This window comes from Sphingobium psychrophilum, assembly GCF_012927105.1.
GTDB classification, from domain to species: Bacteria; Pseudomonadota; Alphaproteobacteria; order Sphingomonadales; family Sphingomonadaceae; genus Sphingobium; species Sphingobium psychrophilum.
Window position 1 is genome coordinate 157,700 of record NZ_JABBFV010000003.1, and the last position, 23,868, is coordinate 181,567.

The 23,868-nt window shown below is 64.5% G+C and carries 27 protein-coding genes and 1 riboswitch; of the genes, 10 read left to right on the forward strand and 17 right to left on the reverse strand.

Translation table 11 applies throughout. From position 1 onward, the window contains the following. Positions 1-113: 113 nt before the first annotated feature. On the forward strand, positions 114-704 hold the full coding sequence (locus tag HHL08_RS05785) for a ComF family protein (RefSeq protein WP_169571536.1): 591 nt from the start codon (positions 114-116) through the stop codon (positions 702-704). Between the two features lie 5 nt (positions 705-709). After that, entirely contained in the window at positions 710-1,261 is a 552-nt protein-coding gene (locus HHL08_RS05790) for a hypothetical protein (RefSeq protein ID WP_169571537.1), read from the forward strand. 188 nt (positions 1,262-1,449) lie between these two features. Here the strand turns inward: HHL08_RS05790 and HHL08_RS05795 are convergent, their stop codons facing one another. Next, entirely contained in the window at positions 1,450-1,746 is a 297-nt protein-coding gene (locus HHL08_RS05795; RefSeq protein WP_169571538.1) for a type II toxin-antitoxin system RelE/ParE family toxin, read from the reverse strand. Beyond that, on the reverse strand, positions 1,743-2,015 hold the full coding sequence (locus tag HHL08_RS05800) for a type II toxin-antitoxin system ParD family antitoxin (protein WP_408021757.1): 273 nt from the start codon (positions 2,013-2,015) through the stop codon (positions 1,743-1,745). Before HHL08_RS05800 ends, HHL08_RS05795 begins: the two co-directional genes overlap by 4 nt. A gap of 814 nt (positions 2,016-2,829) precedes the next feature. On the opposite strand from HHL08_RS05800, the gene rplJ reads away from it, so the two are divergent. Beyond that, entirely contained in the window at positions 2,830-3,345 is a 516-nt protein-coding gene (gene rplJ / locus HHL08_RS05805; protein ID WP_169571540.1) for a 50S ribosomal protein L10, read from the forward strand. Between the two features lie 72 nt (positions 3,346-3,417). Beyond that, on the forward strand, positions 3,418-3,789 hold the full coding sequence (gene rplL / locus HHL08_RS05810; protein ID WP_169571541.1) for a 50S ribosomal protein L7/L12: 372 nt from the start codon (positions 3,418-3,420) through the stop codon (positions 3,787-3,789). Between the two features lie 112 nt (positions 3,790-3,901). Here rplL and HHL08_RS05815 read toward each other — a convergent pair whose 3' ends face one another. Then, a complete protein-coding gene (locus HHL08_RS05815; RefSeq protein WP_169571542.1) occupies positions 3,902-5,338 on the reverse strand; it encodes a porin in 1,437 nt (478 codons plus the stop codon). 143 nt (positions 5,339-5,481) lie between these two features. Here HHL08_RS05815 and HHL08_RS05820 point away from each other — a divergent pair, with 143 nt between their 5' ends. Both HHL08_RS05820 and HHL08_RS05825 read left to right on the forward strand, forming a co-directional pair. Further along, positions 5,482-6,978 carry an ABC transporter substrate-binding protein gene (locus tag HHL08_RS05820; protein ID WP_169571543.1) on the forward strand — a complete coding sequence of 499 codons (1,497 nt, stop codon included), beginning with the start codon at positions 5,482-5,484 and terminating at the stop codon, positions 6,976-6,978. Between the two features lie 89 nt (positions 6,979-7,067). Then, positions 7,068-7,490, forward strand: a complete 423-nt coding sequence (locus tag HHL08_RS05825; RefSeq protein ID WP_169571544.1) for a DUF4112 domain-containing protein — start codon at positions 7,068-7,070, stop codon at positions 7,488-7,490. Between the two features lie 74 nt (positions 7,491-7,564). On the opposite strand, the gene HHL08_RS05830 is transcribed toward HHL08_RS05825, so the two are convergent. Genes HHL08_RS05830 through HHL08_RS05850 form a run of 5 tightly spaced genes read right to left on the reverse strand, consistent with a single transcriptional unit; the run spans position 7,565 to position 11,732 of the window. Beyond that, entirely contained in the window at positions 7,565-8,272 is a 708-nt protein-coding gene (locus HHL08_RS05830) for a ribonuclease T2 family protein (protein WP_169571545.1), read from the reverse strand. After that, positions 8,265-9,113, reverse strand: coding sequence for a carboxylating nicotinate-nucleotide diphosphorylase (gene nadC, locus HHL08_RS05835; protein WP_169571546.1), 849 nt, complete (start codon positions 9,111-9,113; stop codon positions 8,265-8,267). Before nadC ends, HHL08_RS05830 begins: the two co-directional genes overlap by 8 nt. Next, a complete protein-coding gene (gene nadA / locus HHL08_RS05840; protein WP_169571547.1) occupies positions 9,110-10,099 on the reverse strand; it encodes a quinolinate synthase NadA in 990 nt (329 codons plus the stop codon). Before nadA ends, nadC begins: the two co-directional genes overlap by 4 nt. Before the next feature lie 44 nt (positions 10,100-10,143). Then, positions 10,144-10,869, reverse strand: coding sequence for a DUF4230 domain-containing protein (locus tag HHL08_RS05845; RefSeq protein WP_169571548.1), 726 nt, complete (start codon positions 10,867-10,869; stop codon positions 10,144-10,146). Further along, on the reverse strand, positions 10,854-11,732 hold the full coding sequence (locus tag HHL08_RS05850) for an MBL fold metallo-hydrolase (RefSeq protein ID WP_169571549.1): 879 nt from the start codon (positions 11,730-11,732) through the stop codon (positions 10,854-10,856). The genes HHL08_RS05845 and HHL08_RS05850 overlap by 16 nt, the downstream gene beginning before the upstream one ends. Positions 11,733-12,127: 395 nt before the next feature. On the opposite strand from HHL08_RS05850, the gene HHL08_RS05855 reads away from it, so the two are divergent. After that, a complete protein-coding gene (locus tag HHL08_RS05855; protein ID WP_169571550.1) occupies positions 12,128-13,018 on the forward strand; it encodes a tyrosine recombinase XerC in 891 nt (296 codons plus the stop codon). Positions 13,019-13,085: 67 nt separating this feature from the next. Beyond that, positions 13,086-13,376 (forward strand): hypothetical protein, encoded by a 291-nt coding sequence (locus HHL08_RS05860; RefSeq protein WP_235954954.1) that lies wholly within the window; start codon positions 13,086-13,088, stop codon positions 13,374-13,376. 2 nt (positions 13,377-13,378) lie between these two features. Here the strand turns inward: HHL08_RS05860 and HHL08_RS05865 are convergent, their stop codons facing one another. From HHL08_RS05865 to rsmI, 4 genes are all read right to left on the reverse strand, one after another. Continuing rightward, complete coding sequence (locus HHL08_RS05865) at positions 13,379-13,978, reverse strand: DedA family protein (protein ID WP_169571551.1); 600 nt, start codon at positions 13,976-13,978, stop codon at positions 13,379-13,381. 154 nt (positions 13,979-14,132) lie between these two features. After that, positions 14,133-15,107, reverse strand: a complete 975-nt coding sequence (gene gshB / locus HHL08_RS05870) for a glutathione synthase (protein WP_169571552.1) — start codon at positions 15,105-15,107, stop codon at positions 14,133-14,135. Positions 15,108-15,257: 150 nt separating this feature from the next. Beyond that, complete coding sequence (locus HHL08_RS05875; protein WP_328804579.1) at positions 15,258-15,626, reverse strand: YraN family protein; 369 nt, start codon at positions 15,624-15,626, stop codon at positions 15,258-15,260. Further along, complete coding sequence (gene rsmI, locus HHL08_RS05880) at positions 15,623-16,465, reverse strand: 16S rRNA (cytidine(1402)-2'-O)-methyltransferase (RefSeq protein WP_169571553.1); 843 nt, start codon at positions 16,463-16,465, stop codon at positions 15,623-15,625. The genes HHL08_RS05875 and rsmI overlap by 4 nt, the downstream gene beginning before the upstream one ends. An 11-nt stretch (positions 16,466-16,476) precedes the next feature. Between rsmI and HHL08_RS05885 the strand changes: the two genes are divergently transcribed. Beyond that, entirely contained in the window at positions 16,477-17,682 is a 1,206-nt protein-coding gene (locus HHL08_RS05885) for a penicillin-binding protein activator (protein ID WP_169571554.1), read from the forward strand. A 22-nt stretch (positions 17,683-17,704) separates the two neighbouring features. Here the strand turns inward: HHL08_RS05885 and HHL08_RS05890 are convergent, their stop codons facing one another. Then, positions 17,705-18,481, reverse strand: coding sequence for an ABC transporter ATP-binding protein (locus HHL08_RS05890; protein WP_169571555.1), 777 nt, complete (start codon positions 18,479-18,481; stop codon positions 17,705-17,707). After that, positions 18,475-19,473, reverse strand: a complete 999-nt coding sequence (locus tag HHL08_RS05895) for a FecCD family ABC transporter permease (RefSeq protein WP_169571556.1) — start codon at positions 19,471-19,473, stop codon at positions 18,475-18,477. Before HHL08_RS05895 ends, HHL08_RS05890 begins: the two co-directional genes overlap by 7 nt. A gap of 122 nt (positions 19,474-19,595) precedes the next feature. Between HHL08_RS05895 and HHL08_RS05900 the strand changes: the two genes are divergently transcribed. Next, positions 19,596-20,402 carry an ABC transporter substrate-binding protein gene (locus HHL08_RS05900; protein WP_169571557.1) on the forward strand — a complete coding sequence of 269 codons (807 nt, stop codon included), beginning with the start codon at positions 19,596-19,598 and terminating at the stop codon, positions 20,400-20,402. A 34-nt stretch (positions 20,403-20,436) separates the two neighbouring features. Here the strand turns inward: HHL08_RS05900 and HHL08_RS05905 are convergent, their stop codons facing one another. From HHL08_RS05905 to HHL08_RS05915, 3 genes are all read right to left on the reverse strand, one after another. Then, the gene (locus HHL08_RS05905; protein ID WP_169571558.1) at positions 20,437-22,275 is read right to left on the reverse strand and encodes a TonB-dependent receptor plug domain-containing protein; all 1,839 of its coding nucleotides are present in this window, start codon (positions 22,273-22,275) and stop codon (positions 20,437-20,439) included. A gap of 166 nt (positions 22,276-22,441) precedes the next feature. Next, positions 22,442-22,656, reverse strand: a riboswitch (cobalamin riboswitch). Between the two features lie 69 nt (positions 22,657-22,725). Next, positions 22,726-23,523, reverse strand: coding sequence for a formate dehydrogenase accessory sulfurtransferase FdhD (gene fdhD / locus HHL08_RS05910; protein WP_169571693.1), 798 nt, complete (start codon positions 23,521-23,523; stop codon positions 22,726-22,728). Positions 23,524-23,554: 31 nt separating this feature from the next. Then, positions 23,555-23,860, reverse strand: a complete 306-nt coding sequence (locus HHL08_RS05915; protein ID WP_206377737.1) for a formate dehydrogenase subunit delta — start codon at positions 23,858-23,860, stop codon at positions 23,555-23,557. Positions 23,861-23,868: the final 8 nt, after the last annotated feature.

Genomic DNA, 23,868 nt, shown 5'->3' on the forward strand with positions numbered 1-23,868 from the left:
CTCTGTCGTTGGACGGAGAAGGCGAGTTTCCCAGAAGCAGACGACTCACCGTTCTAGAGAAGCTTGCTTTATTACGAACCCGTCACCATTTTGTGCGTGAAGAGGGGGGCGTTATGGATGTCAGTTTGCGTGAACTGCATGGTAATTGGGACAGGGGTTTTGCTCTTCACAAGCACGTTTTGAATAGCGTTGCGATTGGTAATAACCAATTTGGGCATATGCAGTTCGATACCACCCGTTCAGAGCCAGGCGAGGCCCTGTACCAGCTCAAATATAAGGGCGAATTCAACCACGTCGAGCCGCTCGCGCTGGCGATACGGGATCACATCGTACCATTGCTGGGCAAATTCGCGATGGTCATTCCTATGCCAGCGACAAAGCAACGAACTCGTCAGCCGGTCCACGAAGTCACCAAAAAACTGAGTGAACTGACGGGCACTTTTTACGCAGGCGGATTGCTGCTCAAAAATCCGCCGGAACCCGGCGCACCGGAAATCAAGAATTTGGGGACGAAAGAGGAGAAAGTGGCGGCGCTTGCAGAGCGTTTCTACCTGAACGAAGCCTCCATCACCAATAACGGGAATTGGGGTGCGCTGCTAGTCGATGACAAATATGACACAGGGGCATCCTTGGAAGCGGCTTGCTCGACCCTGCGCACATATGCGAAGATCGGGCAGATTTTGGTGGCTACTTGCACATGGTGATAGAGATGGAAACAGTCTTCATTTCAGGCTCGATCGCGATCAGTCGGCTCGATCAACGCGTGAAAGATCGAATTTCGAAAGCGGTTGAAGCAGGCCTAAGCGTGGCTGTCGGTGATGCCGACGGCGCGGACACGTCAATTCAACAGCACCTAGACAGCATCAACGCGGAGCATGTGACGGTCTATTGCAGTGGTGATCGGCCGCGCAACAATGTCGGTGATTGGACTGTTGAGCATGTTTATCCAGACGCCGAGCCGGGAACACGAGCCTATTTTACGGCCAAAGACGTCAAGATGGCGGAGGGGGCAGATTACGGCCTGATGATTTGGGACACCAAAAGCACGGGCACATTGAGCAACGTGATTGAGTTGCTGAAGGCTAAGAAAACATCGGTGGTGTTCGTGAATAAGGCCAAGACGTTTATGAAAGTCAAGGATGATCAGACGCTCGAATTACTGCTGGAAAATATGTCGGATATCGCGAAAGCGAAGGCCGAAAAGAAGATAGGGTTGGCTTCGAAGATCGCCGCTCTCAAACAGCCGCAGTTTTCGCTTTAGGTCCGATAGCGTGCCAATATCCCTCAATCAGCCAAATCCAGCATAAATGCACAAGCCGACAATCAGATGTTTCACGACACCTGATTAATGGCGGCTATCCTATTCCATGCTTGCCAAGCGGACAGACGGCAACCGGCCATTGTGCGACAATAAAATGTTGCCGTCATTCGGCATCGGCCAACACACACTCAACTTAATTGCAAAGCAGCGTCGTGATCCTGTCCTGGCCCGATGATTCGGTGGACGAAGATGCGGTCCGGCTCGACGGAATAGAGGATTCCATATCCTTTGTAAGACCGGCGCCTGATCCCATGCTGTTCGTAGCGCGGCACCAGCGGGAAGGCGCGCGGCATATCGCCTATATGTTTCGCGGTTTCGCGCAGTTGGCCGACGAACGAGATCGCGCGCGCGGGATTGTCTTTCTCGATATAGTTGCGAATGCCTTCGATATCGCGCCTGGCCTGTGAGGACAGCGTGACCTTCATCGACGCGATGCACCGCTCGCGCTTTTCTGGATGTCGGCAATGATCGTGTCGCACACGTCGTCAAGATCATGACCCCCACCGGCCTTCATCTCCTGAAGGCTTTCGTCAATCGACGCATCAAGTTCCTTCAGCCAGCGTTCCTCATCCACGATCGCGCTTTGATCGCGGCGGATCAGGTCGCGCACATAGTCGCTGACGCTGGCATATTGGCCGCTGTCGATGCGGTTCTGCACATAATCCCGCATAGGATCGGGCAGAGAAACATTCATGGTAGCCATCGGCAGATACCTCCAACTAATTTGATATGGCAAAAATTGCCATGGGCTTCAATCCCCCCTCTGCTCGGTTCGATGATAGCCATGGGCGCGCCGTAATGATTGCATCACGACGCAATTCGCCGGGATGGGGGTATGCATCATCGCCATAGTTTCAATGATGATCCTCATAATCGACAAGCGCGAACCGGAGGCTGATTGACCCTTCCAAAGTAGGATTTTCTCTGGTTTATCCTTGTCGATGAACCACCCCGCCGCCTTCCGCCGCTCCCCGCCCGGCCCGCCGCGCCGTCCGCACCAAGGCGCGTCGGTGGCGCGTCAAAGTGACCCAATCATGACCCAACAGGCGCGCGTCCGTGACCTCGGCGTTACCCACTTGTGGCCCAACAGCGCCTTTCCCGTTACCCCACCACCCTATTTTCCCACATTTTGCGTCGTCCCACCCCGACGACACTGTATACTTCGCCACCAACGCCGCTCTGCGACCCGCAACCCGCGACCCGCACCCCCGCCCCGCGCCAGTTTCCGCGTGACATCGCCGCCCCGACTCTGTATGGGCGGCCGCAGCGAACCCTTCGGGGTTCACCGTCCGAGACAGTTGGTGAGGGGAATATGCCCCTCTTAATCTCCAGCCGAGACGGGGAAAAGTTCTTTGCCGAACGGGTCCTATGGCCCGATTCGGGTCTGCCTGTTCCTTGATGGATGCGGGCCAGTCGATCTCTCCCCTCGGACTTAGTACCCCATGCCTTCGGCGTGGGTTTAGTCGTTCGCCCGCGCAAGCGGCGCGGACATGAAGTGGAGTAATGGCATGGATCGTAATCAGAAAGCTGAGGTCGTTTCCGCGCTCAACGCAGAGCTGGCAGAAGTTGGCGTGGTCGTCGTGACCCGCAACCTCGGCATGACCGTCGCACAGTCGACTGTCCTGCGCCAGAAGATGCGCGACGCGGGAGCCACCTACAAGGTTACGAAGAACCGCCTCGCCCGTATCGCCCTTGATGGCACGGCCTATGGCCCGCTCAGCGACCTGCTGACCGGTCCCGTTGGCCTCGCCACCTCGGCCGACCCGGTCGCAGCCGCCAAGGTTGCGGTCGAATTCGCGAAGACCAACGACAAGCTTGAGATCGTTGGCGGCGCGATGGGGCAAATGCTGCTCGATGCGGAGGGCGTCAAGTCCCTGGCATCGATGCCGTCTCTGGATGAACTGCGTGCAAAGCTGATCGGCCTTATCGTCGCCCCGGCTACCAAGCTCGCAACCGTCACCCAGGCACCGGCAGCGCAGCTGGCGCGCGTCTTCAACGCCTATGCGGAGAAGGAAGCGGCGTAAGCCGTCCTTCACCCGGATCAACTTTGACCCTCATCTGACGGGGCGCATCGCCCCAATCAAGGAACTAGAAAAATGGCAGACATCACCGCTCTGGTCGAACAGCTTTCGGCCCTCACCGTTCTCGAAGCTTCCGAGCTGTCGAAGGCTCTGGAAGAAAAGTGGGGCGTTAGCGCCGCTGCCGCCGTCGCCGTTGCCGGCCCGGCCGCTGCCGCTGCCCCCGCTGCCGAAGAGCAGACCGAATTTGACGTGATCCTGACCGGCGACGGTGGCAAGAAGATCAACGTCATCAAGGAAGTCCGCGCCATCACCGGCCTGGGTCTGACCGAAGCCAAGTCGCTGGTCGAATCCGCGCCGAAGGCCGTCAAGGAAGGCGTGAACAAGGAAGAAGCCGAGAAGGTCAAGAAGCAGCTTGAAGAAGCTGGCGCGACCGTCGAGCTGAAGTAATCGGAGCGCCCCGCGGTTCTATGCCGCGGGGCAACCGATCCGGCTCCGGCCGGACGAAAAAGGGCGGCGCCTCACGGCGCCGCCCTTTTCATGTGGATGTGGCTTCCCCCGATCAGTAATTCCACTGCACCTGGGTACGGATCAGGTCGCCTTCGGCCCGGCCGGTGCGCCGTTCGTCGGCTTCGGCCCGCTTCATCCGGGCATAGGCGATAGTGACTTCCAGCGCCTTCCACGGCTGCCATTCCACGCCCAGTTCGAACTCGTCGGTTTCCAGCCGCGGCGCATTGGTGCTGGCCTTCCACCCGCCGCGATAATGTTGCCAACGGCCATAGGGCATCAACGCACCGACCGACTCCGTGGGCAGCCGATACATCATCTGGACATAGCCGCCGCGCAGCTTCTTCGTCTCAATGGACAGGCTGTCGCGGTCATATTCCGGTCCCTTGCCCCAATTCCATTCGGCCTGGATACCAAAAGGCTGCGGATAGAGCATGGCGTGGAGGCCGACACGATTATCGTCATAGGCGATCCCACTGACCGCCCCGCTGCGCAATTCAGGCTGCACCTTGTTCAGCATCGCCGATCCGCCGATTTCGACCACCTGCCCTTCGAACGCATCGCCCAGCCCGTCCAGCGCGAATGGCCATGTCGCAAAGGCGACTTTCATCAGCCCGCGATTCTGCTCGGTTCGGTTGGTGCCCTGCCCGTTGAACACGCCGACGCCAAAGGCGCCATAATTGCCGAACAGCTTCTGCCCGTCATGCCCCAACCGGTCCCAGATCTTCTGCACCGACGGCGGCGTGTAATAGCCCACCACGCCCAGATCGCGCTCGCTGGGCGCCGCGCTGTTGATCGCGTCGCTGCGGTCCAGCGTCAGCCGGTTGGACGATGACTGCATATTCTCCCAGCCAAAGGGCACTTTGGACTGGCCAAAGCGCAGGCGCAGGCTCTTCTCTTTGTCGAGGAAGACGTCGGCATAGGCATCGCGCAACTGGGCAAAACCCTCACGCCGCTCCGTGCCCGCCTGATTGTTGACGGCGGTCGCGAAGTCGGACTGGAGATAGAGCGAGACGCGATCGGAGACATCGCCTTGGAGCACCAGCCGCGCCCGGCGCAGCGAAAAGCCGCCGCGTTCCGAAATCGAACTGTCGTGGACCGAACGCAGGCGCGACACGCCCGCCGCTGCCGTATCGTCACCGGACAGGAAGCCGTTATAGCGCATCTGGGTATAGCCGCGCAGCGACAGCTTCTCATACCAGGCCTTGGCCTTTGGCGCGGCGGCCGATGCCGGGATGGCCGACGGCGACGCGCTCGACGCGGCGAGCGCGACCGGCGCGGAAGCCGATACCGGGGCGGACGCCGGCGCAACGGCGACCGGCTGCGCCCCTTGGCCCGCGGCCAGCGCCGCGGTCAGCGCCTCCACCTGTGCCTTGAGCGCATCGATCTGCCGCTGCAAATCGGCGCTGCTCTGCGCCTGCGCGCCCTCCGGCACCGATGTCATCAGCAGCGCCAGCGCGGTGCCGCAAGCCAGTCGCAGTCGGAGCGTCATACCTATACCTTCCCTGTTCCGCGACGCCCGTATGAAACTTCGGTTACATCTTGGCGTCTATTGCATGTCGTTTTTGTGACAATCGCTTTTGACCCGATCCCCGGTTGGCGGCACGGGCTGGCCGGGCTAAGCCTTTGCGCACCATGTTCGCTGTCCCCCCCTTCCCCCGCGTCTATCGCTACGCTGCCCTGATCGCGGCGGCCGGACTGGCGCTGCTTGCGGGCGGCTGTTCCGACGAAGGCCGCGACCCCGTCGTCGTCAGCGTAATGGGTGATCGCGACGATTTTGCGAAACCGCTCGCCCACCTGCCCGATCCTGGCGCAAAGCTCATTCTGGAGGCCACCGCGCAAGGGTTGGTCGCCTTCGATGCGGGCGGCGAGATATTGCCGGCGCTGGCCCAGCGCTGGATCGTCGAGGATGGCGGACGCAGCTATATTTTTCGCCTGCGTCGCGCCTTTTGGGCCAACGGAACGCGGGTCACCGCGCCCGATGTCGCCAGGATGCTGATGGCGCGGATCGAATCGCTGCGACGGCTCGATCCCGACGGCCCGCTGGACGCGGTGCAGGCGGTGGTGCCCATGACGGGCGAGGTGATCGAAATTCGCATGGCCGCGCCACGCCCCTATGTGCTGCAAATGCTGGCGCAGCCGCAAATGGCGGTGCTGTCGCGCGATGGCGGCACCGGCCCTTACCGCCGCCGAACGCAGGGCAATGCCCAGTTCCTGACCCCGATCGACCGCACCAGCGGCGACGACGTGGCGGTGGACGAGCCGGTTCCGCCTTGGCAGACGCGCGTCCTGCGCGCCGAACGGGCGGCGCTGGCGATCATCCGGTTTCGCGAAGGCGATGCCGCGCTGGTGCTGGGCGGCCGCTTCACCGATCTGCCGCTGCTGGTGCCGGCGGGCATCGACCGCGACAATGTGCGGGTCGATCCGGTGCGCGGCCTGCACGGCCTCGCCGTCACCGGCCGGGGCAAGCTGCTGGATGATCCGGCGATCCGCGCGGCGATCAACATGACGATCGACCGCAGCCAGTTGCCAGCGCTGTTCCCGCTGGGCGGCTGGGCGACCAGCGAGCGCATCCTCCCCGACGCGATGGATCTGGGTCGCCGCCCCACCGATCCGTCTTGGTCGGCCCTGTCACTGGCACAACGCCGCGCGCAGGGCGCGACGAATGTCTCCATCTGGCGCGCCGCCAATGGCGCACCCTCGCCGCTGCGGATTGCCCTGCCCACCGGTCCGGGCGCCACGCTGCTGTTCGGGCTGCTGCGGCGCGACCTGGCCGCGATCGGCCTGTCTGCGCAGCGTGTGACGATCAATGCGGACGCGGACTTGCGCCTGATCGACGAAGTCGCCGCCTATGACAGCGCTCTCTGGTATCTCGGCCGCATCGGCTGCGCCCGCAAAATCCATTGCAGCGACGTGGCAGACGCCCAGCTTCAGGCCGCCAGCCTTGCCAGTTCGCCCGAAGAGCGCACCGCCCGCATTGCCGAAGCCGAAGCCCAGATGGTCGCGCATGACGGCTATATCGCGCTTGGTGCGCCTGTGCGCTGGTCGCTCGTGGCCAAGCGGCTGACCGGGTTCCAGCCCTCCGCCCGCGCGCGTCACCCATTGAACCATCTCTTCCGCACCACCAATTAAGAGTTTGATCGTGCGCGCAATGAACCCCTGAACGTCAGGCGCGTATGTGCATCAGGCGCCCGTCCAATATCGGGCAAGGAGACAGGCAGATGGCGATTTCGCAGAACCAGTTCGACCGCATCGCGCGGGAATTGCCGGGCTTCGGCCGCGACCCTGCCTCCATCCGCCGCCGGATCGAAGCGATGGAGGCGATGCTGGAGGGGCTGTTCGTCATTCCCGGCACCAATCGCCGCGTCGGCCTGGATAGCCTGGTCGGGCTGATCCCAGTTGTCGGCGACTTGGCTACCGCCGCCATGGGGGCCTGGATCGTGTGGGAAGCCCGGAACCTTGGCATGTCGAAATGGCAGATCACCCGCATGGCCGCCAATGTCGGGGTGGATACGCTGGTGGGTGCCATTCCCTTCGCTGGCGACGTCTTCGATTTTCTCTACAAGTCGAACACGAAGAATCTGCGGATCATCCGCAAGCATCTCGACCGCCATCATCCCTCGACGGTGACGATCGACGGCTAGAGTGATTTCTAATCGCGTAAAAACAATAATCTGGAGCGGTTGATCCAATGCGATCGGATCGCAAACCGCTCTAGTCAACGCGCCGGTTCGATCCGCAGTTGCGCCCGGTCCCTGACGCCGCCCTGCTGCGGCGGGCAACTGATATAGCGATATTTGCGGTCCATGCAGATCCACACTTCGCTCAGGGCGCCGTCGCGGGTGACATTCAGGCGAATGCCGTCGGCGACCATGCCCTTGTTCCGTGCCGCAAAGGCTTCTGCGAACGCCCGCGCCGATAGGCTGGGCCGCTGCGCCAGTTCCGCCATGTCGGGATAGCGCAGCGCATGATACAGCTTGCGCGACAAGGCGAAGAAGGCGGTCGGGTTGGTCGGCATACAGGTGCCATGCTTGACCCATTCATGCTGGATCAACTGGACCGACGGCGTCGCGCAGAGATGATCGCGGATCACCTTGCGCGGCAGAATGCCGGCGGCCTTGCAATATTGCGGCCATTGCTCGCCATAGCCGTCAGGCCACAGCCCATGCAGGGTGAAGGCGAAACTGTTGTTCGACTGGCATTGAAACGCATCGCGCGCGCCCCCGCGCGATGTATTGCAATATTGCGGGGTCCAACTGACCGCGAGCGTGTAATAGCCGATCGGCAGCACGCGCTTGGGCTCGTCGGCGGTCGGCCCTTCGATGCGCGGCCGGGCGATGACGTCCGGCAAGCGGCACTGATTGGCCTGCGCCTCGGCGATGCCGGGCGTCGCCAGCGCGATCAACGGCAGTAGCATCTTAAGCATAAGCGAAGTCCAGCCCGATGTCGGCGGCGGGGGCCGACTGGGTCAGTCGCCCGACGCTGATATAGGTGACGCCGGTCTGCGCCTTGGCCCGGATCGTTTCCAGCGTCACGCCGCCCGACGCCTCGGTCGGCACACGTCCGTCCACTAAAGCCACCGCCCCGCGCAGCGTCGCTACGTCCATATTGTCCAGCAGCAAATGAGTAGCGCCTGCGCTTAACGCGGGTTCGATCTGGTCCACGCGATCAACTTCGACAATGATGCTGGCGACCCCAGCCGCCACCGCACGGCGCACCGCCTCCTCGACCGACCCGGCGACCGCGACATGATTGTCCTTGATCATCGCCGCATCCCACAGCCCCATGCGATGATTGGTGGCCCCGCCCATGCGCGTGGCATATTTCTCCAAACGGCGCAGCCCCGGTATCGTCTTGCGCGTGTCGAGCAGGGTTGCGCCCGTCCCGTCGATCGCATCGACATAGGCGCGGGTCATGGTCGCGATGCCAGTCAGATGCTGCACCGTATTGAGCGCCGACCGCTCCGCCGTTAGCATCGCTCGTGCCCGCCCGCGGATACGCAGGATGTCGGTCCCGGCCGCCACCCGGTCGCCATCCTGATGCAGCAATTCGATCGCCACATCGGGATCGAGCGCCCGAAAGAAAGCAACCGCAATCGGTAACCCGGCCAGCGTCACATCATCCCGGCTGTCCATCACCCCGTCAAAGATCGCATCGGCCGGGATTACCGCCTCGCTCGTGACGTCGCGACCGTCAGGGCCAAAGTCTTCGGCCAGGGTGGACGCGACGAAGGCGGTCAGGTCGAAACCTGATAGCGAGAAGGTCATGGCCGCGCGCCCACATCCCCTTGCCCCACCGTCCCGCTGGCCATCTCCAGCATCCGGTCCAGGCTCTTCTTCGCCTGCAATCGCAGCGTCTCGTCCATCTCGATGCGCGGCTGCAAATCGCGCAGGGACAGGTACAGCTTCTCCATCGTGTTGAGCGCCATATAGGGGCAGATGTTGCAGTTGCAGTTGCCGTCCGCGCCCGGCGCGCCGATGAAATTCTTGTGCGGCACCGCCTTTTCCATCTGGTGGATGATGTGCGGTTCGGTCGCCACGATCAGCGTGTCGCCCGGCATCGTCTTGGCGAAATCCAATATGCCGCTGGTCGATCCGACATAGTCGGCATGGTCGACGATATAGGGCGGACATTCGGGGTGCGCGGCAACCGGGGCGCCGGGGTGCTGGACCTTGAGCTTCAACAACTCTGTTTCGCTGAACGCCTCATGCACGATGCACACGCCCGGCCACAACAGCATGTCGCGGCCCAGCTTGCGCTTGAGGTAGCCGCCCAGATGCTTGTCGGGGCCGAAGATGATCTTCTGCTCCTTGGGTATCTGCGCCAGGATCTTTTCGGCCGACGACGACGTCACGATGATGTCGGAGAGCGCCTTCACCTCGGCCGAACAGTTGATGTAGCTCAAAGCAATATGATCGGGATGCGCCTCGCGGAATGCCTTGAACTGGGCGGGCGGGCAGCTGTCCTCCAGGCTGCAACCGGCGTCCATGTCCGGCAGCACGACGATCTTCTGCGGCGACAATATCTTGGCCGTCTCCGCCATGAAGCGCACGCCGCAGAAAGCGATCACGTCCGCGTCCGTCTCCGCCGCCTTGCGCGACAATTCCAGCGAATCGCCCACGAAGTCCGACAAATCCTGAATTTCGGGCGACTGATAATAATGGCCGAGGATGACGGCGTTGCGCTCCTTGCGCAGCCGGTCGATTTCGGCGCGCAGGTCGGTGCCCTGCGGGATTCCCGTGATCGCGTTCATACCCTGATACTCCTCGGTCCCATGGCTGGCCCTTTGCCCGCGCCCTAGCGCTGTGGCGGCTTGTTGGCCAGTACCTCATTGATCGGCGTGGTGACGTCCCACTGGTCCTTGCTGCGCCGTTCGGACGGGAAGGTCACGATCACCCGCGCATCGCTAAAGCCCATCGCGGCCAGCGGCGCGCCCATGACCTTGCCCACCGCCGCGCGTCCATATTCGCGCGCCTGCGCCATGCGTTCGGGCGACCGGGCCGACGCCGCAGCGCGGGCCTGCGCATGGGCGGATATCTTCCGGCTAAGCTCCTCGCCCGCCGCCCGCGTCACGAACAGGCCACTCGTCCTCACCAGCGTCCGGCGCGCCTCATCGACATTGGGCCTGTCCGGCGTCACATCGGGCGCATTGACGATCAGCGTGCGGCGCGTCTCGTCCCACTCCAGATCGCGCGCGCTCAGCCCCGACAGATTGATGAAATAATCCACCGAATAGGGCATCTTGACCACCTGGTCGGACTTGAGCCAGCCAAAGCCACGCACATCCTGCGCCGTGCTCTGGATCGTGCCGTTCAGCCGCGACACGCGCAAATCGCTGGCCCCTGCAATCTTCTCCGCGATGATCTTCGTCACCGCCGACCCGTCATCCTCGACCGCGACCACATAGTCACGATTATAGCGCTGCCAGCCGACCAGCATTGCCGCGCCCACGAACAGGATCAGCAACGCGGCGGCAATCGGCCCGGCATAGCGAGACAATGGGCGCTTCAGCGCATCTGCCATCGCCCATCCTCCAGCGGCGCGGCCAGCCCCCGCCCGTTCAGATCGATCAGATGCGCCAGCACCGATCGCCCCGCCGCGCCATAAAGGCGCGGATCGACGCCCTTGTACATTTCCGCCACCATGTCGGGGATGGCGCTCTCGCCATTGCGCTCCATAAAGCGCAATATCTGCCCCTCGCGCTGCTTGCGATGGCCCATCATGCCCCGCACCAGTCGCTGCGGCGTCTCGATCGGTTCGCCATGCGCCGGATAATAGACGATATCGTCCCGCTCCAGCAGGCGCTGCATCGACCGCATATAGGCGCTCATGTCGCCATCGGGCGGTGAGATCACGCTGGTCGACCAGCCCATCACATGATCGCCGGTGAACAGCGCCTTCTCTTCCATCAACGCGAAGCAGAGATGGTTGGACGTATGCCCCGGCGTCGCCACCGCCTCCAGCGTCCACCCCGGCCCGCTCACCTGTTCGCCATCGCCCAGCACTTGGGTTGGCCGATAAGCGGCATCGAAGGCGGCGTCCGACCGCGGCCCGTCATCTTCCAGCGTCAGCGGCGCGCAGCCGATGATCGGCGCGCCGGTCATCTCGCTCAGCGGCCGCGCGGCCGGGCTATGGTCGCGATGGGTGTGGGTACACATAATGGCCATCACCGGCCGCCCCGCGATCGCCGCAGTCAGCGCTCCAAGATGATCGGGGTCCGCTGGACCGGGATCGATCACCGCGACCGCATCGATCCCCACGACATAGGTCTGCGTGCCGGTATAGGTGAAAGGCGAGGGATTGGGCGCCAGCACCCGCGCCACCAGCGGAGAGAGCGCCATCAGGACGCCGGTCGGCAGGTCCGCCGGATCGAAGGGTGTTGCCATGCATCCCATGTGCCCATTTATGCTCGGATTTCAAGGGCAGGTGGTGCGCGGCGGGTGAGGCATGCGGGTGGTTTGGAAGCGATCACTTGGAGATACCCAACATCCGTTCGGGCTGAGCCTGTCGAAGCCCTATTCTCTCTTTACATTGCCTCGTTGTAAGGAAGTGAAGCCCTTCGACAGGCTCAGGGCGAACGGATGTTGGAAATTCGGGATGGCGACCATCCACCCCTCCTCGCCATCCACCTGTCCTACATGGCGCGCGTCTGATAAGCCCTCCCCATGTTCATCGCCTGCGCCTTCCCTGCCCAAGCCCCCTCGCAACAATATGTCCAACTCCTGTTCCAAAATGTCGAAACCAGCGGGAAATGTGCGAAGTTAAGCGCGGCCCCTCCAACATGACTCCCGCCCTCGCCGAACGCTGGCGCCAGCATCTCGCCCTCGACCGGCGGCGCTCGATCCACACTGTCCGCGCCTATGTCGCCACGGCCGAGCGGCTGATCGCCTTCCTTGAACAGCATCGCGGCGAAGCGGTCAGCCCCGCTACGCTCGCGCGGATCGACCAGGCGGACCTGCGCGCCTTCCTCGCCAGCCGGCGGACGGACGGCATCGGCAACCTCTCCGCCGCCCGCGAACTCTCCGCCATGCGCGGCTTCCTCAAATTTATCGGCGGCGACGACGCCCGCATCCCGCAACTCAAAGGCCCCAGGGTCAAGCGCGGCCTTCCCCGCCCGATCTCCCCCGACGAAGCTGTCGCCCTGGCGCAGGACATTGCCGAAACCGCCCGCGAAGGCTGGATCGGCGCGCGCGACTGGGCGGTGCTGCTGCTGCTCTATGGCGCGGGCCTGCGCATCGGGGAGGCAATGGGGCTGCATGGCGACATCTTGCCACTGGGCGACACGCTGCGCGTCACCGGCAAACGGGGCAAGACCCGCATCGTCCCGCTGCTGCCGCAGGTGCGCGCCGCGATCGACGCCTATGTCGAAGCCTGTCCCTATCCGCCCGCCCGCGATCTGCCGCTGTTCCGCGGCGCGCGCGGCGGCCCGCTCTCGCCCGCGCTCATCCGCCGCGCGGTGCAGGGCGCGCGCGGACGACTGGGCCTGTCGGATCGCACCACGCCCCACGCGCTGCGCCACAGTTTCGCGACGCATCTGCTGGGCCGGGGCGCGGACCTGCGATCCTTGCAGGAGCTATTGGGCCATGCCAGCCTGTCCTCGACTCAGGTCTATACCCAGGTCGATGCCGCGCATCTGCTCGACATCTATCGCAACGCCCATCCCAGGGCGTGAAAGCGCCACGATAGCGCCGCATTTCCCGGCCAGCCTGCATCGCATCTCCAAGGAGAGGGAAAATGCGATGATGCTGCATCTGGTCCTGACATTGCAGAGCGTTGGCGCCACCGGCATCCCGCCCGATTTCGACCTCAAGAGCGTCAGGCCCTCCCCAGACGCCAATGCCATCATCGTCACCGCCCGCCGGCAGAGCCAGCGTCTCGAGCGCGAACCGCTCAGCACCGAACCGCCGCTCGGCCGGGCGGAGATGGGCCTATTCGGCGACGTGAAGGCGAACCTCCATGTCGAAAGCCAGAGCTTTGGCAACGGCACCACATCCCAGCGGGTGATGGTAGGCGTCAAAATTCCGTTCTAAGCTTAACCCTTCGGCCGCCAGGTCGCGAGCCGCCAGAGATAGAGGATCACCGCCCCTACGACGCAGGCGGTCGCTACCGGGCCGACATAATGGTCGATCTCCCGAAAATTCTGCCCCAGCACATAGCCGGCATAGGCCAGAATCACGTTCCACACCAACGCGCCGGCGCAGGTCCAGAGCAGGAAGCGGACATGCCCCATGCGGAACAGCCCGGCGGGCAGCGAAATCATCGTGCGCAGCGCAGGCATGAAGCGGAAGACGAAGACGACGATCTGGCCATATTTGCCAAACAGCCGGTCCAGCGCCTCGACATCGCGCCACTCCAGCGTCGCCCAGCGGCCGAAGCGGTCGACCAACGGCTTCAATCGGGAAAAGCCCAATATATGCCCGACCAGATACCAGAAATAATTGCCGATCGTGGTGCCGATGGTCCCGGCCAGCAACAGCCAGCTCATATCCATCCGCCCCTGCCCGACACGGATGCCGCCAATGCCCATAATGAGTTCGGACGGGATTGGCGGAAAGACATTCTCCAATATCATCAGCAGGAAAATGCCCCAATAGCCGCCCGCATCGATCAGGCGCAGAACCCAGTCGGTCATGAAATGTCACTCACTTGGTTCTTAAAGGGCATAGGGACAGGATAACGCGCCACCCTCTATTCCGTTCGCCCTAAACCTGTCGAAGGGTCTTACTTTGCTTCAAACAGTGCAGCGCTTCGCCAGGCTCAGCCCGGACGGATCTGTGATGGCACCTTCAAGCCGCCGCCCGCGCCGCCAGCCGGGCGTCGATCGCATCCCAGATCATGCCGCCGGTGTCGATCCCGTCAAATGCGTCGATCGACACGATGCCGGTGGGCGACGTCACGTTGATTTCGGTCAGCCATTCGCCGCCGATCACGTCGATGCCCACGAACAAAAGCCCGCGGGCCTTCAACTCCGGCCCCATGGCAGCGCAGATTTCCCGCTCCTTGTCGGTCAGCAGCGTCTTGGCCGCCGATCCCCCCACAGCCAGGTTCGACCGGATTTCGCCCGCGCCGGGGATGCGGTTGACCGCGCCAGCGACCTCGCCATCGATCAGCACGATGCGCTTGTCGCCCTGCGCCACGCCGGGGATGAAGGCCTGGACCATGAACGGCTCCACCCAAGACGCCTTGAACAGTTCCACCAGCGACGACAGGTTCGCACCATTCTTGCCGACATGGAAAACCGCCACGCCGCCATTGCCATACAGCGGCTTGACCACGATCTCGCCATGCTGCGCCAGGAACGACTTCACTTCGGTGAGGTCGCGGGTAATCATCGTGGGCGGCATGAAGCGCGCATAATCGAGCACGAACAATTTTTCCGGCGCGTTGCGGACGCTGCCGGGGTCGTTCACCACCAGCGTCTCTTCCTGCACCCGCTCCAGCAAATGGGTCGCGGTGATGTAGCTGAGGTCAAAGGGCGGGTCTTGCCGCATCCACACGACATCGACATCGCGACCCAGGTCCAGCACCTCTTCCGGGCCAAAGGCGAAATGGTCGCCATCCACCTTCTGCACATTGACCGGCCGCGCCTTCGCCAGCACCCGGCCGTCGCGAAATGTCAGGTCCGGCGCCAGATAATGATAGAGCCTGTGCCCCCGCGCCTGCGCCGCCAGCATGATGTGAAAGGTCGAATCGCCGCCGATCTTGATCCCCTCCATCGGGTCCATCTGCATGGCAACGGTCAGGGGGTTGAGTTGGGTCATGCGCGCGGCTTCCTTCCATATCCGTTCGTGCTGAGTAGGGACTGAGCCAAGTCGAAGTCCCGTATCGAAGCATCGCCCGGCACCCATCCTTCGATACGCCGCTTCGACTTCGCTCAGCGGCTACTCAGGACGAACGGGAAGGCGAAACGCCTAACCCTCATGCCAGACATTGGCCAGATGGCGTGGCGCGCGGCCGGGCGCAAGGAGGATGACGTCGATTCGCATGTCGTCCCCCGGTTTCGCCAGTTCATGCCACAGGATTTCCGCCGCCTTCGCGACCCGCGCCAGCCGTCGCTCGTCGATCGCCAGGTCCAGTTCCGCCGCACTCCCCCGCGCCTTGACCTCGACAAAGGCCAACATCGCCCCCCGCCGCGCGATCAGGTCGACCTCTCCGGCAGGCGTCCGCATCCGGCGGCCGACAATCTGCCAGCCCTTCAGCCGCAGCCACCAGGCGGCGATGCGTTCGGCCTGCCGCCCCCGCTTCTCCGCCGCCAATTTTGCAGCAGGCGGGGTCTTCACCCCTTCAATTCCGTTGCCCGATCATACAATGTCCGACGGTCCAGCCCCAATTTCTTGGCGACCTCGCCCGCCGCCTTCGACACCGACAACCGGGTCAGCGCCTCGCGCAGCGCCGCGTCGGCATCGTCCGCGCTGGCGGGCGGCGCTTCGCCCGGCGGCCCCACGGTCACCACGATCTCGCCCTTGGGCGGCGCATCGGCATAGCGCGCGGACAGTTCGGACAATGTGCCGCAGGCGGTTTCCTCAAACGTCTTGCTGATTTCCCGGCTCACCGCTGCGTCGCGATTCCCCAGATGCGCGGCCATGGCCGACAGGCTTTCCGACAATCGCGGGCCACTTTCATAGAAGACCAGGGTCGCGCGCAACGCCGCCACCTCGTCCAGCGTGTCGCCCCGCGCCTTCGCCTTGCTTGGCAGGAACCCCATGAACAGGAAGCGATCGGTCGGCAGCCCCGACAAGGTCAGCGCAGCGATCGCCGCGCTTGGTCCGGGCAGCGTCGTGATCGCGCGCCCCGCCGCCCGCGCGTCGCGCACCAGCTTGTAGCCCGGATCGGAAATCAGCGGCGTTCCCGCGTCCGACAGCAAAGCCACCGATTCGCCCGCCATTCGCTCGACCAGCCGATTGCGGACATGATCGGCGCTATGGTCATGATAGGGTACCATCGGCCTGTCGGACCCGGCATGGCGCAGCAATCGCGCGCTCACCCGTGTATCTTCCACGGCGACCACATCAGCCAGCCGCAGGACTTCGGCCCCGCGCGGCGTAAGGTCACCAAGGTTGCCGATCGGCCCCGCGACGATATAAAGCCCAGGCTCAAGCCCAGAAGTTCGAGTTTCCATAAGGACGCCAGATGACAGAGACGGATGCCCCCCGGCAAGCAAATGTGTTCGCTGCGGTGAAGCGCGGCGCGCGTTGCGCCTTCATGGGGGCGGCGCTGTTCCTGGCCGCCTGTCAGTCGATCGTGCCAAAGGGGCCGGGGCCGGTCGCGCCCACCGGCCCGGCCCGGCCGACCGGACCCGAAGTGGTACAGGGCCTGCCGACCGACGCCGCCCGCCATCGCGTCGCGCTGCTGGTGCCGATGAGCGGCCCCAATGCCGGCGTGGGCCAATCGATCGCCAACGCCACCACCCTGGCGCTGATGGACACAAAGACCGACCGGGTCCGCATCACCACCTATGACACCGCGCTCGGCGCGGCAGCGGCGGTGAACCGGGCGCTGGCCGATGGCAACCGCCTGGTTCTGGGACCATTGCTGGCGGAGGACGCCCGCGTGATCGGGCCGATCGCCGCCCGCGCCAATGTGCCGGTCATCAGCTTTTCCAACGACGCCAGCATCGCGGGCAGCGGAGTCTATGTGCTGGGCTACAACACCGCCCAGTCGATCGACCGCGTCGTCGGCTTCGCCAGGGGCAAGGGCCTGTCCCGCTTCGGCGCGCTGGTGCCGCGCGGCACCTATGGCGAACGGGCGGGCAATGCGCTGCTCCGCGCGGTCGAGCAGGCCGGCGGCACGGTGGTTTCCATGCAGACGTTCGACCGGAACCCTGCCTCCATCACCACGGCGGTCAAGAAATTGCAGGCCTCCTCCAGCTATGACGCGCTGCTGATCGCCGACAGCGGCCGGGTCGCGTTGCAGGTCGCGCCCATCGTGCGCAAAAATGGCGGCGCGACCGCGCGGCTGCTCGGCACGGAATTGTGGAATACGGAAGGCACGCTGGCCGCCAGCCCCGTCCTGCGCGGCGCCTGGTTCGCCAGCGTGTCCGACACGCTCTACCGCCAGCTCGCGACCAAATATCGCGCCCGCTACGGCACATCCCCCTTCCGCCTGTCCTCGCTCGGCTATGATTCGGTGCTGCTGACCGTGCGGATAGCGCAGGACTGGAAACCCGGATCGCCCTTCCCCGCCGCGCGCCTGCGTGACGCGGGCGGCTTCTCCGGCATCGACGGTGCCTTCCGCTTCAACCGCGCCGGCGTCGCCGAACGCGCGCTGGAAGTGAATGAGGTGGGAGTTGGCGCATCAAGCGTAGTGGACGCAGCGCCCAGAGGCTTCGGCGAATAATTCCTCCCCCGCGAGGGGGGGGTCAGGAAACTCGTCCCGTCGGCACAATCAGCGGCACGTCCCCGTCCCGCTCGATCCGCGCCGTCACGCCATAGACCTTTGCCAGCGCATCCGCCGTCAGCACATCCATCGGCGCGCCATCGGCGACCAGCGCGCCGCCGTCCATCAGCAGCAGCCGGTCGCAATAGCGCGCCGCCATGCTGAGGTCATGCAGCACCGTGACCACCAGCGCCCCGCCGCGCGCTTCGCTGCGCAACAGGTCCATAACGTCGATCTGATGCCCCGGATCGAGCGCGGCGAGCGGCTCGTCCGCGATCAGCCCAGGCGCGCCCACCGCCAGCGCCCGCGCCAGCAGCACCCGCGCCCGCTCGCCCCCCGACAATTCGGTCGCGATCCGACCTTTCAGGTGCAGCACATCGGCCCGCGCCATAGCCGCCTCGACCGCCGCATCATCCGCCGCCGACAGCCGCGACAATGGCCCCAGATGGGGCAATCGCCCCAGCGCCACCAACCGCTCGACAGACAGCGGCCAGTGCAGGGTCTGCCCCTGCGGCAGATAGGCGATGGCGCGGGCGATCACCTGCCGGTCCAGCCGGCCCACATTCTGTCCATCGATCGTGATCCGCCCCGACGCTGGCTTCACCAAGCCCAGCAGCGCGCGGATCAGCGTGGACTTGCCCGCGCCATTGGGACCGATCACACCCACCAAAGCCCCCGGCTCCAGCGTCACGTCCACATGCTGCACGGCTGCATGGCGGCCCAGCCGCACCGTCAATCCCTGCGCCGCGATCGTCACCATAGCCGCCGCTCCCGCATCAGATGGACCAGGAACACCGGCACGCCCAGCAAGGCCGTCACCACGCCCAGCTTCAATTCATTGGTGGTGGGCATCAGCCGCACGCCGATATCCGCCAGCGTCAGCAGCGCCGCGCCGCCCAGCATGGCCGGGATCAAGACAGCCGAAGGCGACCGGTCGGTCAGCGGCCGCACCAGATGCGGCACGATCAGCCCGACGAAGCCGATCGCCCCCGACACCGCCACCGCGCCGCCCACACCGATCGCCACGCCCAGCATCATGCGCAATCGCGCGGCCGACAGGTTGACGCCGAGCGCCTGCGCGCCATCCTCGCCCAGGGTCAGCGCGTCGAGCGTCCGCCCGTCCGCGATCAGCAACGCCGCGCCAACGCCCACGCAGGGCAGCGCGATCCAGACATGGGCGTAACTGCGATTTTCCAGGCTGCCCATCAACCAGCTCATAATCTCCATCGCGGCAAAGGGATTGGGCGACAGGTTCAGCGCCAGGCTGATCCCCGCCCCCGCCAGCGTGGCGACGGCGATGCCGGCCAGTATCAGCGTCAACGGGCTTTCCGCCGATCCCGACAGCGCGAACAACGTGCCGATGGCGACCAGCGCGGCGATGATCGCCAGCACGGGCAACGCCAGCGGGTGCAGCTGCGCCAATCCGAAATACAGCGCGCAGACCGCGCCCAGCGCGGCGGCATTGGACGCCCCCAGGACAGATGGCTCCGCCAGCGGATTGCGCAGATAGCCCTGCAACGCCGCCCCCGCCAGCCCCAGCATCGCGCCGACGATCAGCCCCAGCATCATGCGCGGCAGGCGCAGGTCGATGATGATGGCGCGGGCGATGCCATCGCCGCCGCCCGTCAGCACCGCCCAAACCCGCACCGGACTGATCGCCACCGCGCCCAGCAGTACGGAGCCGAAGGCGGCGCCGACGACCAGCAGCAGCAGGCCGGGGATCAACAGGCGATGATGGCGCCGCGCGGTCATGGCTTGCGTCGCAATCCCTGATAGACAAATCCCCGTGTTCCCGCGAAGGCGGGAACCCAGTTGAGACGGCTGGACTGGGTTCCCGCCTGCGCGGGAACATGTTCTGCTATGAGACAAGCCCCATGATCCGCCCTTTTATCTTTGCGACCGCCGCCCTCCTGCTGACCGGCACCGCCGCATCGGCCGCCCCGCGCCGCATCGTGTCGCTCAACGTCTGCGCCGACCAATATCTGCTGGCGCTCGCCGATCCCTCGCAGATCGCCGCGCTCAGCAGCAACGCCCGCGATCCTGAACTGTCCGCCGCAGCGACCAAAGCGGGCGGTTTCCGCACGCTGCGCCGGGCGTCGGAGGAAGTGTTGGCGATCCGCCCCGACCTGATCCTGGGCTTCCCGATCGGCCCCAATCAAGTGGCGGGTGCGCCGCCGGGCGATTGGCGCACGCTGGGCCTCTCCAGCGCCGACAGCTATGCCGCGATCCTCGACCAAATCCGCCAGGTCGCGCGCGCGGTCGGACATGTCGATCGCGGTGAGAAACTGATCGCGGCCATGAACCGCGATCTCGCCGCCCTGCCCCGTCCCAAACGCGGCGGTGTCGCCGCCTATTACCAGCGGCGGGGCTATATGACCGGCACCGGCACGCTGATCGACGATCTGATGCGCCGCATCGGCCTCACCAACCTGGCGGGTAAGCTCGGCAAGCCCCCCCTGGCGCAAGTGCCGCTGGAGGAAATGGTCGCCGCTCGCCCCGACTGGCTGATCGTGGAAAGCGCCACCGATAAGGTGGTCGATCAGGGCACCGAGATGCTGCACCATCCAGCGCTCGCGACCATCCCCCGCATCAGCCTGCCGCAAAGCTGGACCGTGTGCGGCGGCCCCGCCTATGTGCAGGCGGCGCGCACGATCACGCAGCGCCTGAACGCGCCGCGATAAAGGGGCAGGCATCACGCCCGCCCCCTCGTTCAGATCAGAAGCGAACACGCACGCCGCCATAGGCAGCGCGGCCATAGGTGCCATAGCCATAGGCCGTTTGGTACGTCTCATCGAACAGATTGTCGATCCGGCCATAGACTTCCAGATGCTCGCCCAGCGGCATCGACGCCCGCACCCCGGCCAGCGCATAACCATCCAGCCGCCGCGTGTTCGCCGCATTGTCGAAACTATCGTCCACCATCGTCACTGTCGCGCCGGTCGACAGGCCAAACGACCAGACATAGTCGGCCGACAGGCTGACGGCGTTGGCGGCGCGGCGGGCCAGGCGATTGCCATAATTAGCCGACCCCGACGACCGATCCCGCGCATCGACATAGCTGTAGCTGCCCGTGACGGTCAGCGCATCGACCGGCTTCAGCGCGATTGACGCTTCCACGCCCTTGACGCGGGTGCGGTCCAGATTGCCATAGGTGAAGGTGGCGTTGTCATAATTGATCTGGTCGCGCGTATCGCGGCGGAACGCCGTGACCGACAGCATCGCCCGCCCGCCGTCCAGGCTCTGATCGAAACCGACATCATAGCTTTTCGACCGTTCCGGCCGCAGCGCGCTGTTGCCGCTATAGGTGTCGTACAGCTGATAGAGCGAGGGCGCCTTGAACCCCTCGCCATAGCTTAGCCGCACATTGGTCGCGCCGCCGTTGGGCGAATAATTGGCGTTCGCGCCGAAGGTGGTCGCGCCGCCGAACTGGCTATGGTCGTCATGGCGCACGCCGCCCGTGACGGCCAGGCCCACGAAGGGCTTGACGATCGCCAGCGCATAGACGCTATCGATGTTGATCCGCGCGCTCGCCGTGTCGCCAAAGCCGAAGAAATCATAGTCCGGCCGTTCATGCTCATAACCGAACAGCAGCTTGGCCTGCTCGACCGGCGCATAGACGCCCTCATATTCGAACCGCAAATTGGTGCCCGAATAGCCATAGTCCGGGTCGGTGCCGCGCACGAAATAATAGTCGCGGTCGTTGCGTAGATAGGTGACGGCGGCGCGGTTGGTCAGCTTGCCGTCCAGCAGCGCCAGGTTCAGCCCCGCATAGCCGACATATTGGTCGAGCTTTGACACATCGCTGCTGTCGGCGGGCGCGCCGAAGAAGCTGTCATAATCCAGGTCCGCGTGGATATAGTAACCGCGCAGGTCCAGGCTCAGCGCCTCGGTGAAATTCAGCGTCAACCGCGCATTGGTCGCGATATTTTCGGTCCCGTCGCGCTCCGTGCCACCCGCGGCTGATGAAATACCGTCGGTCCGAAAATAGGCTGCGCCGATCCCGCCCGCCGCGATGCCGCTGGTGCCCGATACGTCCGCCTTGGCGCTCAGCGTGTCGCTATAGCCATAATCGACCGATGCGTTCGCGCCAAACCCTTCGGCCGGCACGCCGGTCATCACATTGACGACGCCGCCGATCGCCTGGCTGCCATGCACCACCGAGTTGGAGCCGCGCAGCACTTCGATCCGCTTGATATTGCCGGTCAGCAAAGGCCCAAAATCGTAGCCGTCGCCGATGCCGCTGGGGTCATTGACCTTCACCCCGTCGATCAGCACCAACGTCTGCGTCGTTTCCGCGCCGCGCAGGGACACGCCGGTCTGACCGCCGACACTGCCGTTGCGGCTGAAGCGCACGCCCGGCGTCGTCGCCAGCAGGTCCACCACATCGATCGCCTGCCGCGTCTGTATCGTCTCCGCGTCGATCACGGTGATCGCCTGGCCGACTTCGTCGCGCGACTGCGCTATGCCGGTGGCGGTGACGACGATCTGGTCATCCTGCGCCAGAACCGGTGTCGCTACGATCAGCGCCACCAGAGAAATGCCTGTTTTCAACATATATATACCCCCGGCGCCGGTGCGACTTGGGCCAGGGCATCCGCTAACGCGGTCAGGCGGAGGCAAGGGATGACGCCATATCCCGTCCACAACCCGATGCGGCCCCGGCCGCATGGCGTCGCTCGACGGAAAACCACCGTGCCCCGGCCATCCCCTGGACCAAAGCAAGAGCGACCAAGCGCCGGCAGGTCTCCTGGCTCGCGGGTCAAAGCAACGATGCAAAGCCTTCCCGGACATAACGTCCAGTGGCCGGTCTTTCGACCTTATGCATCGCACTATCCGCTTACAGTTGCAGGGACAGCCACGGAATTGGGCGTTCGCACGCCCGCACCGCATTCCCGATTAAGCCCCTGACGGGGCACCGGCGCGATCATGTCGCAGGGGAAGCCAAGCCTCCCCTGCGCCGCGCGCTGTAGGGGAAAGCGGATGCGATGCCAAGCCGTCGCCGGTTTAGGGCAACAGCCTGTGGCCGCGCAGCAACAGCGCATCGCCCCGCGCCAGCACGACCAGCGGCAACCCGGCCTCTTCCGCGCGGGTCGCGGCCAACCGCGTCGGCGCGGAAATGGTGACGAGCAGCGGGCATTGGCTCAGCACCGCCTTCTCCACCAGTTCATAGGAACAGCGCGACGACAGCAGCGCAAAACCGCCGTCCCAATCCGCGCCCGCATAGGCCATCGCCCCGATGAGCTTGTCGAACGCATTATGCCGCCCGACATCCTCGCGCACCAGCCGGATCGCGCCATCGGCCCCCACCCACGCGGCGGCATGGGCGGCGCCGGTCGCCGCATTCAAAGGCTGGTGATCGTACAACGCATCCAATGCGCGGAAAATGGCGGCGCGGTCCGCCCGCGTCCTAGTGGTCACAGGCGGCAACGGCCGGATCGCCTGCTCCAGATTTTCGATCCCACATATCCCGCAGGAGGATTCGGACACACGATGCCGCACCCGCTCCAGCAAGGCGTCGTTCCGGTCCTGCGGCAATGTCGCGCGCGCGACGATCCCCTGTTCGGTGCGATGCGTATCGACATCGAACGGCGCATCATCCGGCCCGATCAGACGCTCGGCCATTGCAAAGCCCTGCACCAGGTCACCAATATCGGCGGGCGTCGCCATCAGCACCGCATAGCCGATACCGTTAAATTCGATTGCGACCGGCACTTCCTCCGCCAGCGCACGATCGATCGCCGCCGTCCCGCCATCAGGCGTCAGGCGATCGAATGTCAGCGGGCTGGCGGCGGCGTCTTCCATCGTCATGGCGTAGCGATGGACGGCGCGCCGCTCAACCGGCGTCGCAATGGCCCGTCTCGTCCACCGCATTGAACTGCGCCGCATCGACATCCGGTGCCGGCCTGCCCTGCTTCATCCGCGCGACGGCCGCTGCCACCATTGGCGACAGGCGATCGGGCTGGTCCTGCGCAATGGCGACAATCTGTGCCTTCATCCGCGGGTCCCAGAAACGGGTCAGATGCTCGGCCAGTGCTTCCGTCGCCTTCGCCTCCCCCATGGTCGCGATATTGCGCGCGATCTGGTGCGCCATATAGATTAGCCGATCGGTGGTGGACATGACATGCCCGTCGTCGCGCATATCCGCCA

Coding starts and splice junctions, on each gene's coding strand:
- HHL08_RS05795 (WP_169571538.1), bottom strand. CDS start 1,746: ATGAAGGTCACGCTGTCCTCACAGGCCAGGCGCGATATCGAAGGCATT.
- HHL08_RS05830 (WP_169571545.1), bottom strand. CDS start 8,272: ATGCTTAAGATGCTACTGCCGTTGATCGCGCTGGCGACGCCCGGCATC.
- HHL08_RS05790 (WP_169571537.1), top strand. CDS start 710: ATGGAAACAGTCTTCATTTCAGGCTCGATCGCGATCAGTCGGCTCGAT.
- HHL08_RS05800 (WP_408021757.1), bottom strand. CDS start 2,015: ATGAATGTTTCTCTGCCCGATCCTATGCGGGATTATGTGCAGAACCGC.
- rplJ (WP_169571540.1), top strand. CDS start 2,830: ATGGATCGTAATCAGAAAGCTGAGGTCGTTTCCGCGCTCAACGCAGAG.
- HHL08_RS05825 (WP_169571544.1), top strand. CDS start 7,068: ATGGCGATTTCGCAGAACCAGTTCGACCGCATCGCGCGGGAATTGCCG.
- nadA (WP_169571547.1), bottom strand. CDS start 10,099: ATGAACGCGATCACGGGAATCCCGCAGGGCACCGACCTGCGCGCCGAA.
- HHL08_RS05885 (WP_169571554.1), top strand. CDS start 16,477: ATGACAGAGACGGATGCCCCCCGGCAAGCAAATGTGTTCGCTGCGGTG.
- HHL08_RS05820 (WP_169571543.1), top strand. CDS start 5,482: ATGTTCGCTGTCCCCCCCTTCCCCCGCGTCTATCGCTACGCTGCCCTG.
- HHL08_RS05860 (WP_235954954.1), top strand. CDS start 13,086: ATGATGCTGCATCTGGTCCTGACATTGCAGAGCGTTGGCGCCACCGGC.
- HHL08_RS05890 (WP_169571555.1), bottom strand. CDS start 18,481: ATGGTGACGATCGCGGCGCAGGGATTGACGGTGCGGCTGGGCCGCCAT.
- HHL08_RS05785 (WP_169571536.1), top strand. CDS start 114: ATGGATGTCAGTTTGCGTGAACTGCATGGTAATTGGGACAGGGGTTTT.
- HHL08_RS05850 (WP_169571549.1), bottom strand. CDS start 11,732: ATGGCAACACCCTTCGATCCGGCGGACCTGCCGACCGGCGTCCTGATG.
- HHL08_RS05845 (WP_169571548.1), bottom strand. CDS start 10,869: ATGGCAGATGCGCTGAAGCGCCCATTGTCTCGCTATGCCGGGCCGATT.
- rplL (WP_169571541.1), top strand. CDS start 3,418: ATGGCAGACATCACCGCTCTGGTCGAACAGCTTTCGGCCCTCACCGTT.
- gshB (WP_169571552.1), bottom strand. CDS start 15,107: ATGACCCAACTCAACCCCCTGACCGTTGCCATGCAGATGGACCCGATG.
- HHL08_RS05815 (WP_169571542.1), bottom strand. CDS start 5,338: ATGACGCTCCGACTGCGACTGGCTTGCGGCACCGCGCTGGCGCTGCTG.
- HHL08_RS05855 (WP_169571550.1), top strand. CDS start 12,128: ATGACTCCCGCCCTCGCCGAACGCTGGCGCCAGCATCTCGCCCTCGAC.
- nadC (WP_169571546.1), bottom strand. CDS start 9,113: ATGACCTTCTCGCTATCAGGTTTCGACCTGACCGCCTTCGTCGCGTCC.
- fdhD (WP_169571693.1), bottom strand. CDS start 23,523: ATGGAAGACGCCGCCGCCAGCCCGCTGACATTCGATCGCCTGACGCCT.
- HHL08_RS05895 (WP_169571556.1), bottom strand. CDS start 19,473: ATGACCGCGCGGCGCCATCATCGCCTGTTGATCCCCGGCCTGCTGCTG.
- HHL08_RS05915 (WP_206377737.1), bottom strand. CDS start 23,860: ATGCGCGACGACGGGCATGTCATGTCCACCACCGATCGGCTAATCTAT.
- HHL08_RS05900 (WP_169571557.1), top strand. CDS start 19,596: ATGATCCGCCCTTTTATCTTTGCGACCGCCGCCCTCCTGCTGACCGGC.
- HHL08_RS05865 (WP_169571551.1), bottom strand. CDS start 13,978: ATGACCGACTGGGTTCTGCGCCTGATCGATGCGGGCGGCTATTGGGGC.
- HHL08_RS05905 (WP_169571558.1), bottom strand. CDS start 22,275: ATGTTGAAAACAGGCATTTCTCTGGTGGCGCTGATCGTAGCGACACCG.
- rsmI (WP_169571553.1), bottom strand. CDS start 16,465: ATGGAAACTCGAACTTCTGGGCTTGAGCCTGGGCTTTATATCGTCGCG.